Below are 13,040 nucleotides of genomic sequence, written 5' to 3' on the forward strand. Positions count from 1 at the left end.
GAAGACCTCCGGTGGGGATTATGGGGAACTAGACAGTTCCCCCTCCACCGGAGGTCTTCATGATGTCGAGACGTCACACATCAACCGACGTCCCTGGGCAGCACATCTAGGCGCCCGGAGTTGCAACGAGCGAGGTCTGGCCGCTCGGCGCCGAATCCTGAAGCTGGTCGGTTCTGGCCGAGAACAGCACCTTGGTATTCGTCGTGGAGCTATCGAGGACCACTTGAACTGCTTGATTCGCAGAGATCAGATTGGTTGCGAGGAAGTTTCGGTCTCCTCCCTTCACCAGGATTATGGTCGGCTTGGCGCCGGCGGGAACGACGTCAGCGGTCGGGACATTGAGCGAGAACGAGTTCGACGTCACGGAATTCTCGGTTCCGTTGATCTGGACCATGCCGTAGAGATCGTCGTTGCGTGCAGGTCCACCGTCGCCGAATATCCGATTGAACTGATTTGCCGAGATCAGGTTTTGACTGCAAGCAGTTTCGTGAACGATCATTCCGGAGAAGTTGCTGACGAACTTGTTGCTCGTGATGGCGGCGTGATTCACGTTCTTGAATTGGATCCTTGCGCCCCACAGAATGCTGTTTCCCGAGATCAAGACACCGTCATTGTTCTCCATGAAGATCGAAAATCCCGCCCACGGCGCTATGAGGTAGTTGTTGGTTATCTTCCCGACGATCGAACTGTTGACTATCTCGATGCAGTTGCCGCACTCGGTGATGAAATTGTTCGTGATGTTGAACGCGTCTGCATTGCGGGCAACGATGGCGTGGGCAAGATACACAAAACCCATACCTTCAATCCGGAGGGAGTCCGTGTCGTATTGGACGTTGATGCCCGTCTTACCGTTGCCGGGAAGGTAGGGCTTCGACGCGCTGACTCCGTCGATGCAAAAGTCTTGGAAGACAATGCCATTAAGGCGTCCATTCGTCCCTGGAGCGCCCGATCGATTCACGGAAAAGCCCACCTGGTTCGCATTTGCAATCTGAACATGGCTGGATCCAGGCAGGGTCTCCACCCAAGCTCCCGTACTGCTGCCGTCTCGCACCGCTTCTGACATGAAGCCGTGACCAGACCCCTTGATGGTGAGGAAGCTGACGTCGATGTTCACCGTCGTCTGCTAGGTGTAGTGACCGGGCGGAATATAGATAACCGCACCGGGTCGCGTCGTCTGAGTAGTCTGCTGGGAGTGGATATCGGCGATGATGTCGTTGATAACGATGCCGATGTCGGTGTACGGCGACACAGCCGAACCGGTCCAGGTAGTGACGTCATACACGGTCGTAGCCACAGAAATCTCCTTGAATGGTGGTGACTGATGGGGAGGGGTTGCTACAACAGGCCGATGATCGCCTGGTAGCTCGGCAAAGCCACGTCTGCCTCAGCGACGGTTCCTCCCTCAGCGACGGAGGCCGCCCCGGCAACGTCGGGCGTGGACCAATTGCGGAACAGGACAGCACCCACGGCGCTGGCGCACAAGAGGCCGACTACCGACCGCCGGCTGAGCGGCTGCCGAGGCGTAGTCCCTGGGCGGGCGAGGTCGTCGGTCGTTTCTCGATCGGACATTCGTTGTCCTGCTTCCTATTGCGCCGATTGTAGGAGGACGCCCCATACAGGGAGGGTGTTCCCAAACGGGGCAAACGTTTCGACGCCTATCGTGGTGCGAGAAGACTCCTCCTGTCAAGGGTTATCTCATCCTCCTTCCCTGGTCATGGGTGTCGTGTTCCGACAATCTACTTCTGGTTATTGCGCGGCAAATCATGGTTGCCATAGCATGCACGAGCAAACGTTTCGATGACGATTGCACGATCTCCGGCATGCCAGAGGAAGGACGACGGTGATTGATTTCCTGATTGCGCTATGAAGCGATTTGTAGTCGTAGGAGAGGCGCTGGTCGACAATATCGACGCCGGCGGGGGTCGTGAACGCTATCCCGGCGGTAGCCCGCTGAATGTCGCGGTGGGGCTGGCCCGGCTGGGCAGCCCTGTCCGATTTTTCACGACCCTCGCAGATGATGACGACGGCGCGATGGTGCAGCTGCACGCCGCGAGGTCGGGCGTCGCTCTGGAAGCCGCCGTGACGACCCGCACTTCCTCGGCGTTCGTTCTCGCCAACGCCTTGGATGGCTCTCCGGAATACCGCTTCGATATCGCCTGGGAGCCCTCCATGATCCCTGATTTCGAAGCCGATATCGCACACACCGGCTCAATAGCGGCCACTCTGACTCCAGGGTGCGAGTCAGTTCTCGCGTGGATGCGCAGGCAGCGTCGGCGCAGTCTCATGAGCTATGACCCGAACATTCGACCCGGCGTGACGGGAACAGGGGAAGACGTTGTTGCGCTGGTCGAAGAGGCGGCTTCCCTCAGTGACATCGTTAAGGTGAGTCGTGAAGATCTCGATGCGCTCTACGGCCCGGAACCTTCTCTCTCGGTAGCCGCAAGGTGGCTCGACTACGGGGCAACTATGGTCGTGGTCACGAATGGTGGCAGGGCCGCAACAGCCTTCCGGGCGAAAGGCGAGGTGTCAGTTCCTGCGGTGGTGGTACCAGTCGTCGACACTGTAGGAGCAGGAGACTCTTTCGCCGCCGCGTTCCTTCATGCCCTCGCGCGATCCAGCGCCCTCCCTGGGCGCGCCGCGCTGCTGAGCGTCACGGATGCGGTCATTGAATCGTCCCTTCGCTTCGCGTCGCGCTGCGCCGCGATCACGGTCGGAAGGGCGGGTGCCAACCCGCCGCACCTCGAAGAGGTTGGAGAGGCGTACTGACGCGAAACACGGGGTAGCGCACGGCATCCGCTGGGCCGCATCCCGGAGCCGTGCGGCTGCGGTTAGGCTGACGCCATGGCGGGAGGCGCAGCGGATGAGCGGAGCGTAGCCGCCCGCGTCTTCGCCATCGCCGACGCCTTCGAGCAGGGCGACGAACTCACGTTGAGCGACGTGGCCCGCCGCGCGCATCTTCCCGTCTCGACCACGCATCGGCTGCTGTCCGAGTGGGTGCAGTGGGGCGGCCTGGTGCGCGGCGAGGACGGACGCTACCGGGTCGGGATCAGGATGTGGCGGCTGGGCACGCGCCAGCCCACCGCCCGGCGGCTGCGTGAGGTCGGCCGCCCGTACCTCGAGGATCTGCTGGAGGCGACCGGGGAACACGTGCACCTCGCGATCCGCGACGGGCTCGGCGCCGTGTACCTGGAGAGGCTCTCCGGGCCGGGCGCGGTTTCCGTCATCAGCGACATCGGGTCCGAGCTGCCCCTGCACGCGACGGGCGTCGGCCTGGTGCTGCTCGCGTTCGCGGGGCCCGAGGTCTTCGACGCGGTAGTGGCCTCCGGGCCGCGCAAATTCCTGCCGAACACGCTCACTGGCGAGCGGGAGCTGCGCGCCCGCCTGGCGGACATCCGCGCGACCGGCCTCGCGGTCACTGTCGAGGAGCTCACGCGCGGGGCCTTCTCGGTCGCCGCCCCCATCCGCGCCGGCACCGGGGAGGTGGTGGCCGCCGTATCGATCATCGCCCGCGCGGAGCGGCGGAACGAGCCGCACTTCGCTCTCGGGGTGCGAATGGCCGCCCGGGGGATCTCCGACGCCCTGCAGGCAGTCGCCCGCTAGCCGAGGGGATTTGTTTCCGCTGAGTGGAAGGGATGCCCTGCGTCCGCCACGGCGTGGCGATCATGGCGATATCTTCCCGACGTCGTGAGAGGCGGAGCATGCGCACTGAGGTAGCCATCATCGGAGCGGGTCCCGCGGGTCTCCTCCTCGGCCACATCCTGCAGCGAGCAGGCATCGGCTTCGTCATCCTGGAGCAGAAGAGCCGCGAGCACGTTCTGGGTCGCATCCGGGCGGGCGTGCTGGAGCAGGGGTCGGTCGACATCCTGCGCGACCTGGGACTCGACGCCGACCTCGAGGCGCGCGGGCTGACCCATCACGGCATCTACCTGCAGTACGAGGGCCGCCGTCGGCACGTCGACTTCGTCGACCTGATCGGCCGTACGGTGACCGTCTACGGTCAGCAGGCACTCGTCGCCCACCTGCTCGCCGAGCACGAGCGGATCGGATCGGACGTGCGGTTCGATGTAGCGGGGGTGCAGCCGCACGACATCGACACCGACGCCGCGTACGTCACCACCGCCGACGGCGAGCGGATCGACTGCGACTTCGTCGTCGGCGCCGACGGCTACCACGGGGTGTGCCGCCCGGCGATCCCGGGCGTCACGGCGCTGGAGCGCGGCTACCCGTACGCGTGGCTCGGCATCCTCGCCGATGTCGCGCCCTCGACCGACGACCTCATCTACGCGCTCCACCCGGAAGGATTCGCGATGCACTCGATGCGCTCGCCCGAGGTCTCCCGGCTGTACCTGCAAGTCGATCCGGACGAGTCCATCGACGACTGGTCGGACGATCGCATCTGGGAGCAGCTCCAGCTCCGGCTCGGGATCGACGGCTGGACGCTGAACGAGGGCACGATCACCGAGAAGTCGATCACTCCGATGCGCAGCTTCGTCGCCTCCGCGCTGCAGCACGGGCGGCTGTTCCTGGCGGGCGACGCCGGCCACATCGTGCCGCCGACCGGCGCGAAGGGCCTCAACTCGGCCATCGCCGACGTGGCCCTGCTGGGCCGCGCGCTGGCGGCGCAGTACCGCGGGGACGGGTCGCCGCTCACCCGCTACAACAGGTCAGCGCTGGCACGGCAGTGGAAGGTGCAGCAGTTCTCGCAGTGGATGACCGAGATGCTCCATGTGCACCGCGAACCGGGCGACGCCGCGACGCGGGCCTTCCGTTACCGCAGCCAGGTGGGCCAGCTCGAATACACGACCGGATCCCACCACGCGCAGGCGGCGCTCGCAGAGCAGTACGCGGGCCTTCCCTTCTGAGGAGCGACGATGACAGTGCCGACCCAGCAGCAGATCAGCGCCGAGATCGAGGCAGCGCACGCCGCGGCTGCCGCGGCGGGACCGCTCCGCGTCCATGCGCTCCGCGACTTCGCGCCGTACCGCAGTTCGGCGCTCAGGCACCCCACGCACCAGTTGGTGCGGGCGGATCCCGAGGAGATCGAGCTCGTCTCGCCAGCGTTCGGGCACTCGGACGTGGCCCCGGAGGAGAGCGACCTCACGATCCAGCACGGCGGCGAGCCGCTGGGGGAGCGGATCATCGTCGAGGGGCGCGTGCTCGACGGCGACGGCCGCCCGGTACGCGGGCAGCTCATCGAGGTCTGGCAGGCGAACTCGGCCGGCCGCTACGTTCACAAGCGCGATCAGCATCCCGCGCCGCTCGACCCCAACTTCACCGGAGTCGGACGGGCCATCACCGCAGACGACGGGTCGTACCGGTTCGTGACCATCAAGCCGGGGCCTTATCCGTGGAAGAACCACCGGAACGCGTGGCGCCCGGCGCACATCCACTTCTCGCTGTTCGGCTCGCAGTTCACCCAGCGGCTGATCACGCAGATGTACTTCCCGAGCGACCCGCTGTTCGCGCTCGACCCGATCTACCAGTCGATCGTCGATCCGGAGGCGCGGAAGCGGCTGATCGCCGCATACGATCACGACATCAGCGTGCCGGAGTGGGCCATGGGCTACCGGTGGGACATCGTCCTGACCGGGTACCGCTCCACCTGGATGGAGCCGGAGGAGGGCGACCATGCCTGAACAGACCCCCTCGCAGACCATCGGCCCGTTCTTCGGATACGCGCTGCCCTATACCGGGGGCGCGGAGGTCGCCTCACGGACGGATCCCGACGCGATCCGCCTGCACGGAACCGTCTACGACGGGGCCGGTGCGCCGGTCCCGGATGCGCTGGTGGAGATCTGGGGACCGGATGCGTCGGGTTCGCCCATCGACCGGCGCGGGAGCCTCGACCGCGACGGCTACACGGCCACCGGCTTCGGCCGCGCCGCCGTCGACCGCGCCGGGCACTACTCCTTCACGACGATCCGGCCGGGCGCCACGGCCGCCGGTCGTGCGCCGTACCTCCTGGTCGCGGTCTTCGCACGCGGGCTGCTGCACCATCTCTTCACCCGGGCGTACTTCTCGGACGACGACCCGTTCCTGGCGACCGTGACGGAGGACCGGCGCGGCACCCTGCTGGTTCAGCCGGATGGCGAGCGGAGCTTCCGCTTCGACGTCCGGTTGCAGGGCGACGGCGAGACTGTCTTCCTGGACTTCTTCGGGGACGACCGTGGTTGACGCGTTCGACTGGGGCCTGCTCGAACCTGCAGGAGCGGCAGCCCTCGGAGCCGGCGATGACGCGGTGCTGGCCGCAATGGTCGACACGGAGGCGGCGCTCGTCGCGGCGTGGGACCACCTCGACGGGGTCGCTTCATCCGTGTCGTTCGATAGCGGCGCCCTCGACCGCGGACGTCTCGTCGCCCGAGCACGCGCCGACGGCGTCCCGATCGTCGCGCTCGTGGAGCAGCTGCGGGAGCAGGCCGGCACGCACGCCGACCAGGTGCACCGGGGCGCCACCAGCCAGGACATCGTCGACACCGCCCTCATGCTCGTCTCACGTGACGCCTTGGCCGCTGCACGAGTCAGACTCACCGCTGCCGCCGGCGAGCTCGCCGTCCGGGCCCGCGAAGCGCGATCGACGCCGCTGCAGGCTCGGACCCTCACGCAGCCCGCCGAGCCCACCACGTTCGGCGCAATGCTCGCCGGCTGGCTCGACGTCGCCATCTCCGCCGGGCAGGCGCTCGATGCCGTGCGCTACCCCGTCCAGCTCGGCGGCGCGGTGGGCACCGGCGCCGCCGTCCTTCGTTCGGGCCGATCTCCCGACGTGCTCGACGCGCTGCGCGCATCCCTCGCCGGCCGTCTCGCGCTCGACGATCCGGGTCGCGCCTGGCACACCGACCGAGCCCCGGCGCTGGCGGTCGCAGATGCCGCCGCGCAGGTGGCGGCGGCCGGCGGCAGGATCGGCCGCGACCTCGCACTCGCCGCCCGCGACGGCTACCTCCTCCTCGCGACCGGCGGCGCATCATCGGCCATGCCGCACAAGAAGAACCCTGTGGATGCGGTGCTCCTCACCGCGAACGGCCTGCGTGCTCCCGGCCTGCTCGCGACCGTCCACACGGCGGCGCTGAGCTACGACGCGCGCCCCGCGGGGGAGTGGCACGCCGAATGGCAGGCATGGCGCGGGCTGCTGCGCCTCGCCTCGGAGACCGCTGCCGTACTCGCCCACGCCGTGCCGGACGCCACGATCGTCGCGTCCGCCGTCCCGCGGCCCGAGTCGATGGACGCGGCGGCGCTCGCCGCGGCCGAGCACGCGGTCGATGCCGCCCTGGCCCGCTACGAGAGGACGGCGACGCTGTGACCACTCCCCGTCTGCGCGGCTCGATGACCGCGACAGCCCCGGCGGCACCGTCGTCCGCTCTCCTGGTGCTGCTGCCCTCGCTCGGCTCCACGACCGAGCTCTGGGACGGCGTGCTGCCTGCTCTGGCCCGGCGTCCCGGCGCTCCGCGCATCCTGCGGGTCGACCTTCCGGGGCACGGCGCGTCTCCCGCGGCACGCGAGCCGTTCACCGTCGCCGAGCTCGCGGGTGCGGTCCTCGCGGTGGTGGACGAGGCCGGCGGCGGGGCGTTCCACGTCGCCGGGGATTCGCTCGGCGGCGCCGTAGCACTCGAATTGAGCATCACCGCGCCGGACCGAGTGCGCAGCCTGACGATGTTCTGCTCCGGCGCGGCCATCGGCACGCCGGCCGGCTGGGCGCAGCGCGCCGCCCAGGTGCGGGCGTCGGGGACGGCCTCGGTCGTCGCGGGGAGCGCCCAGCGCTGGTTCGCGCCCGGGTACCTCGATGCGCATCCCGACGGCCCCGGCGGCCACGCCCTCCGCACACTCGTCGATGTCGACGACGAGTCGTACGCGCTGTGCTGCGAGGCGCTCGCCGCCTTCGACCGGCGCGGCGACCTCGCGGCCGTGCGCGCGCCGTCCGTCATCGTCGCCGGTGCTCACGACGCGGTGGCGACACCCGCGCTCATGCGGGAGCTCGCCGACGGCATCCCGGGGGCGCGGTTCGTCGAGCTGCCTGATGCGGCGCACCTGATCCCCCTGGAGGACCCCGGAGCGACCGCCGAACTGCTGACCTCCGCGTCTTCGGCGGACGCCGGGATGCGCGTGCGCCGCGAGGTGCTCGGCGACGCGCACGTCGACCGGGCCGCAGCGGCGGTCACCCCCGAGACCGCCGCCTTCCAGGACTTCATCACGCGATACGCGTGGGGCGAGGTGTGGGCGCGCCGGCAGCTCACGCGGACGCAGCGGTCGATCGCGACGCTCGCCAGCCTGGTGACCGGGGGCCACGAGAACGAGTTCCGGATGCACGTGCGCGCAGCGCTGCGCAACGGCCTGACCCGGACCGAGATCGCGGAGGTCGTGCACCACACCGCCCTCTACGCGGGGCTGCCCGCCGCCAACAGCGCGATGGCGATCCTGCGCGAAGTATTCGCCGAGCCCGCCGAGTCCGAGGAGTCCCATGGATAAGACGTACGTGTCCGCCGCCGAGGCCGTCGCCGACATCGCGGAGGGCGCATCGCTGGTTGTGGGCGGCTTCGGCCTCTCCGGTGTGCCGATCGTCACCATCCGCGCCCTTCTCGCGCGCGGCGTCGGCGGCCTCGAGGTCGTCAGCAACAACTGCGGCGTGGACGGCTGGGGCCTGGGAGAACTCCTCTCCGCAGGCCGCATCCGCCGGGTGATCGCGAGCTACATCGGTGAGAACAAGGAGTTCGCACGCCAGTACCTCGGCGGCGAGGTCGAGGTGGAGCTCACTCCGCAGGGGACTTTGGCCGAGCGCTTGCGGGCGGGCGGTGTCGGCATCCCTGCGTTCTTCACGGCCACTGGGGCGGGCACCGCGGTCTCGGACGGCGGGATGCCCATCCGCTACGCACCCGACGGGTCGGTCGCCGAGGCCAGCGCACCCAAGGAGCTGCGCCCGTTCGATGTGTTCGGATCGGCGCGGGAGTACGTGCTCGAGACCGCGATCCGCACGGACTTCGGTCTCGTGCGCGCCGCGGTCGGCGACCGGCACGGCAACCTGCGCTTCGAGAAGTCGACGCGCAACTTCAACCCGCTGGCCGGGATGGCCGGACGCATCACCATCGCCGAGGTGGACGAACTGGTCGAGCCGGGCGTACTCGGCCCGGACGACGTCCACCTCCCCGGCATCTACGTCGACCGGGTGATCGCGCTGACGCCCGAGCAGAGTGCCGACCTCCCGATCGAGAAGACCACCGTCCGCCCCCGACCGGAAGGAGACTGAGATGCCGCGGTCGCGCGACGAGATGGCGGCCCGCGCCGCCCAGGAGCTGCAGGACGGCTCGTACGTCAACCTGGGGATCGGGCTGCCCACGCTCATCCCGAACCACCTGCCGGAGGGTGTGCACGTCGTCCTCCATTCGGAGAACGGGATCCTGGGTGTCGGGCCGTATCCGTGGGAGGGCGAGGAGGATCCGAAGCTGATCAACGCGGGCAAGGAGACGGTGACCGTATTGCCCGGCGCGAGCTTCTTCGACTCAGCGACCAGCTTCGGGATGATCCGCGGCGGCCGCATCGCGACCGCCGTCCTCGGCGCCATGCAGGTCTCGGCCGGCGGCGACATCGCCAACTGGGCCGTGCCGGGGAAGATGGTGAAGGGGATGGGCGGGGCCATGGACCTGGTCAACGGCGCGGAGCGCGTCATCGTCGTCATGGAGCACGTTGCGAAGGACGGCACTCCCAAGCTCGTCGAGCAGTGCACTCTGCCACTCACCGGGCGCGACTGCGTGGACCGCATCATCACGGACCTGGCCGTGATCGACGTCACCGGCGACGGACTCGTGCTGCGGGAACTCGCGCCGGGCGTCACCCGGCAACAGGTGATCGACGCCACCGGGGCGCCGCTCGCCGTCGCGCTGGAGGCCGTCGATGCCTGAGCTGCGCGAGGTCGTGATCTGCTCGCCCCTGCGCACGCCGGTGGGGCGGATGGGCGGCGCGCTCGCGCCCCTGTCGGCTCTGAGCCTGGCCGAGACCGTGCTTCGCGGCGTGCTCGAACGCACCGGCCTCGACCCGGCCGCGGTGGAGGGCGTGATCGGGTCGCAGGGCTACCCCACGATGGAGGCGCCGGCGTTCGGTCGCGTCGCTGCGCTGAACGCCGGCTTCCCGGTGACCACCACCGGCTACCAGCTCGACCGGCGCTGCGGGTCGGGACTCCAGGCCGTCATCAACGCCGCGATGGAGGTGCAGACGGGCGCCAGCGACATGCTCATCGCGCTCGGCGCGGAGTCCATGTCCAACGCTCCGCTCTACACCGAGCGGGGACGCCGCGGCCTGCCGCCCGGTGGCCTGATGCTGCACGACGCCCTCGCCCGTGGCCGGGAGACTGCCGGCGGCCGCGACTACCCGACGCCGGACGGCAACGTCGGCTCGGCCGAGGAGCTCCGACGGCGCTACGGCATCCCGCGCGATGCGCAAGACGCGGTCGCGCTGCGGTCGCACCGCCGCGCGGTGAGCGGCCAGGAGTCCGGCGCCTTCGACGCCGAGCTGGTCGCGGTCACCGTGCCCGGCCGGAAGGGCGACACGGTCGTGGAGCGGGACGAGCATCCGCGCGCCGACACGACGCTTGAGGTCCTGGCCGCTCTCCGTCCCATTCTGGGCCGAAGCGACCCGGAGGCGACCGTGACCGCAGGCAACTCCAGCGGCCAGAACGACGCGGCCGCCGCCGCGATCGTCACGACGCCGGAACGCGCGTTCGCACGGGGCCTGACGCCGATGCTGCGTCTACGCTCCTGGGCGGTCGCCGGCAACGATCCGCGGGTGTTCGGCGTCGCCCCCGTCCCTGCCGCGAACAAGGCGCTGGAGCGCGCCGGTGTCGCGTGGGACGACGTCGACGTCATCGAGCTCAACGAGGCGTTCGCCGTGCAGGTGCTCGCCTGTATTGCGGACTGGGGGATCGACGCCGAGGACCCGCGGCTCAACCCGCGCGGCAGCGGCATCTCGATCGGCCACCCCATCGGCGCCACCGGGCTCCGGATACTCGCGACCCTCGCGCACGAACTGCCGGCTCTCGACGGGACGCTCGCGGTGGAGACGATGTGCATCGGAGGCGGTCAGGCGCTGGCGGCCGTCTGGGAGCGTGTGTGACGGGACCAGTCGCCGGAATCAGCGCTGGTCCATCACTCGACGTCGACGTCGACGCCGAGCGTTCGCGCGAGCTTCTTGACGGGCCCGACCGGCTCGGCGGCTAGGGCGGTTCGTGGGTATTCGTATCGGGACATGACGCAACCTGCTTCCTTGAAGGTGGTGTGTGAGGGGAGGACTTCGACGTGGAGGACGTAGCGGGCTCAGAGGCCCCGTTCCTCATTGATGGAGTTGGCGCCGTCCACCACGATCAGTTGCCCGGTGATGTACGAGGCCTCGGTGCTCGCCAGGAAGGCGATGGCCGCGGCGACCTCGCCGGGGGTGCCTGATCGGCCGACCGGCGTCGCGCGACCCATGTCGAGCTCGTGCTCGCTGGAGGACGAGGTCGCGATCCATCCGGGTGCCACGGCGTTGACCGTTATGCCGGAGGTCGCCACGTCGAGCGCAGCGGCGCGCGTGAGGCCCAGCATCCCGGCCTTGGCAGCGTGGTAGGCCACGTCCCCGGTGTAGGCCATCACGGGACCGGAGATGGATGCGACATTGACGATGCGACCGTATCCGTTGTCGCGCATCCCCGGGAGGACGGCACGTGTCATGCGCAGCGCCGTAGTGAGGTTGCGCTCGATCGACAGGCGCCACTGTTCGATGGAGATCTCATCGATGGATGCAGGGCTGTCCGGGCTCGACAGCGACGTCATCCCGGCGTTGTTGACCAGGACGGCCAGCGCTCCGAAGGTCTGGGTGGCGGTCACGACGAGGCTGTCCACGTCGCGCTGCACGGTGAGGTCGGCGACGATACCGGATGCTTCTATACCCGCTTCGCGCAGCTCCGCCGCTCGCTCGTGGATGCGCTCGGTGGTGGAGGTGACGACCACTCGCATTCCGGTGCGTCCCAGGCGCAGCGCAGCGGCCATGCCGATGCCTTCGGCGCTCCCCGCGCCGGTGACGATGGCGACGCCGTTGGATTGTTCCGTCATGATCATTTCCTTCTCATCCGAGGGCGGGCTGCTGCTGGGTGATGCAGTGGATGCCGCCGCCACGATCGAAAAGCGGCCGGGCGTCGACGGTGACGACTCGGCGTCCGGGGTAGGCGGCGCCCAGGATCTCCCGCGCACCCGCATCGGCGGCGTCGTCACCGAAGCCGCAGGCCACGACTCCGTCGTTCGTGACGAGGTGGTTGATGTAGCTCCAGTCGACCCAGCCGTGCGCGTCACGCAGCCGCGACGGCGCCGGTACGCCGGTGATCGTGACCGAACGATCGCGCGCGGCGAAGGCAGCTTCGAGCTCGCCGCGAATGACGTGCGAGACCTGGTGGTCCGGATGCGAGGGATCCGTCTGTTGATGCACGAGGACGTGGGCCGGTGATGCGAAGGTGGCGACGATGTCGACGTGGCCGTTGGTGCCCAGGTCGTCGTAGTCGCGGGTGAGGCCACGCGAAAGCCAGATGGCATCGCTCGCGCCGATCGTTCGAGCCATTTCCGATTCCACGCGGGCATGGTCCGCATACGGGTTCCGGCGAGGGTCGAGTTGCACAGTCTCGGTCAGCAGGACGGTTCCCGCGCCGTCGACGTGCAACCCCCCTCCCTCCGCGACCAGTAGCGAGTCGATGACCTCGGCGCCGACGTGCTCGGCGACGACGCGGGCGATCACGGCTGATTTCTGCCATTCGGCCCACTCCGGCGCGCCCCACCCGTTGAAGATCCAATCCACTGCGCCGAGGGTGTCCGGTCGGTCGGCGTCCACGACGAATGTCGGACCCATGTCTCGCATCCAGAACTCGTCAACGGGGGCTTCGACGATTTCGATCGCGGAATCGAGCATCCGTCGAGCACGCGCGACCTCGGTAGGGTCGACGACCATGGTCACCGGCTCGAACTGGAGGACCGCGTGAGCGACGTCCGTCCACGCTCGGTATCCCTGCTCGCGAGCTTCCGCGCCTTCTCCCAAAGTGA

At 68.7% G+C, this 13,040-nt stretch carries 14 protein-coding genes; 10 read left to right on the top strand and 4 right to left on the bottom strand.

Going from position 1 to position 13,040, the window contains the following annotated elements:
* Positions 1 to 106: 106 nt before the first annotated feature.
* Together ACPYOG_RS09370 and ACPYOG_RS09375 are read right to left on the bottom strand one after the other, a co-directional pair.
* Positions 107 to 1,114, bottom strand: a complete 1,008-nt coding sequence (locus ACPYOG_RS09370; protein WP_481293968.1) for a NosD domain-containing protein — start codon at positions 1,112 to 1,114, stop codon at positions 107 to 109.
* 9 nt (positions 1,115 to 1,123) lie between these two features.
* Entirely contained in the window at positions 1,124 to 1,294 is a 171-nt protein-coding gene (locus tag ACPYOG_RS09375) for a hypothetical protein (protein WP_481293969.1), read from the bottom strand.
* A 569-nt stretch (positions 1,295 to 1,863) separates the two neighbouring features.
* Here ACPYOG_RS09375 and ACPYOG_RS09380 point away from each other — a divergent pair.
* The 10 genes from ACPYOG_RS09380 to ACPYOG_RS09425 all read left to right on the top strand — a co-directional run bounded on the left by ACPYOG_RS09380 (position 1,864) and on the right by ACPYOG_RS09425 (position 11,091).
* The gene (locus tag ACPYOG_RS09380; protein ID WP_481293970.1) at positions 1,864 to 2,766 is read left to right on the top strand and encodes a PfkB family carbohydrate kinase; all 903 of its coding nucleotides are present in this window, start codon (positions 1,864 to 1,866) and stop codon (positions 2,764 to 2,766) included.
* 75 nt (positions 2,767 to 2,841) lie between these two features.
* Positions 2,842 to 3,600 (top strand): IclR family transcriptional regulator, encoded by a 759-nt coding sequence (locus ACPYOG_RS09385; protein WP_481293971.1) that lies wholly within the window; start codon positions 2,842 to 2,844, stop codon positions 3,598 to 3,600.
* A gap of 98 nt (positions 3,601 to 3,698) precedes the next feature.
* Positions 3,699 to 4,862 carry a 4-hydroxybenzoate 3-monooxygenase gene (locus ACPYOG_RS09390; RefSeq protein ID WP_481293972.1) on the top strand — a complete coding sequence of 388 codons (1,164 nt, stop codon included), beginning with the start codon at positions 3,699 to 3,701 and terminating at the stop codon, positions 4,860 to 4,862.
* A 9-nt stretch (positions 4,863 to 4,871) separates the two neighbouring features.
* Positions 4,872 to 5,636, top strand: a complete 765-nt coding sequence (pcaH, locus tag ACPYOG_RS09395) for a protocatechuate 3,4-dioxygenase subunit beta (protein WP_481293973.1) — start codon at positions 4,872 to 4,874, stop codon at positions 5,634 to 5,636.
* The gene (pcaG, locus tag ACPYOG_RS09400; protein ID WP_481293974.1) at positions 5,629 to 6,174 is read left to right on the top strand and encodes a protocatechuate 3,4-dioxygenase subunit alpha; all 546 of its coding nucleotides are present in this window, start codon (positions 5,629 to 5,631) and stop codon (positions 6,172 to 6,174) included. Before pcaH ends, pcaG begins: the two co-directional genes overlap by 8 nt.
* Positions 6,167 to 7,294: a lyase family protein gene (locus tag ACPYOG_RS09405; RefSeq protein WP_481293975.1), complete on the top strand. Its 1,128-nt coding sequence runs from the start codon at positions 6,167 to 6,169 to the stop codon at positions 7,292 to 7,294. Before pcaG ends, ACPYOG_RS09405 begins: the two co-directional genes overlap by 8 nt.
* The gene (pcaDC, locus tag ACPYOG_RS09410; protein WP_481293976.1) at positions 7,291 to 8,457 is read left to right on the top strand and encodes a bifunctional 3-oxoadipate enol-lactonase/4-carboxymuconolactone decarboxylase PcaDC; all 1,167 of its coding nucleotides are present in this window, start codon (positions 7,291 to 7,293) and stop codon (positions 8,455 to 8,457) included. The genes ACPYOG_RS09405 and pcaDC overlap by 4 nt, the downstream gene beginning before the upstream one ends.
* Positions 8,450 to 9,232: a CoA transferase subunit A gene (locus tag ACPYOG_RS09415; RefSeq protein ID WP_481293977.1), complete on the top strand. Its 783-nt coding sequence runs from the start codon at positions 8,450 to 8,452 to the stop codon at positions 9,230 to 9,232. Before pcaDC ends, ACPYOG_RS09415 begins: the two co-directional genes overlap by 8 nt.
* A 1-nt stretch (position 9,233) precedes the next feature.
* Positions 9,234 to 9,884: a CoA transferase subunit B gene (locus ACPYOG_RS09420; RefSeq protein WP_481293978.1), complete on the top strand. Its 651-nt coding sequence runs from the start codon at positions 9,234 to 9,236 to the stop codon at positions 9,882 to 9,884.
* Entirely contained in the window at positions 9,877 to 11,091 is a 1,215-nt protein-coding gene (locus ACPYOG_RS09425; RefSeq protein ID WP_481293979.1) for an acetyl-CoA C-acetyltransferase, read from the top strand. The genes ACPYOG_RS09420 and ACPYOG_RS09425 overlap by 8 nt, the downstream gene beginning before the upstream one ends.
* Before the next feature lie 200 nt (positions 11,092 to 11,291).
* On the opposite strand, the gene ACPYOG_RS09430 is transcribed toward ACPYOG_RS09425, so the two are convergent.
* Together ACPYOG_RS09430 and ACPYOG_RS09435 are read right to left on the bottom strand one after the other, a co-directional pair.
* Positions 11,292 to 12,065 (bottom strand): SDR family NAD(P)-dependent oxidoreductase, encoded by a 774-nt coding sequence (locus ACPYOG_RS09430; RefSeq protein WP_481293980.1) that lies wholly within the window; start codon positions 12,063 to 12,065, stop codon positions 11,292 to 11,294.
* A gap of 13 nt (positions 12,066 to 12,078) precedes the next feature.
* The coding region (locus tag ACPYOG_RS09435) for an agmatine deiminase family protein (RefSeq protein ID WP_481293981.1) at positions 12,079 to 13,040 on the bottom strand (962 nt) is incomplete at its 5' end.

It is taken from the genome of Leifsonia sp. HAY1-4F (assembly GCF_056755275.1).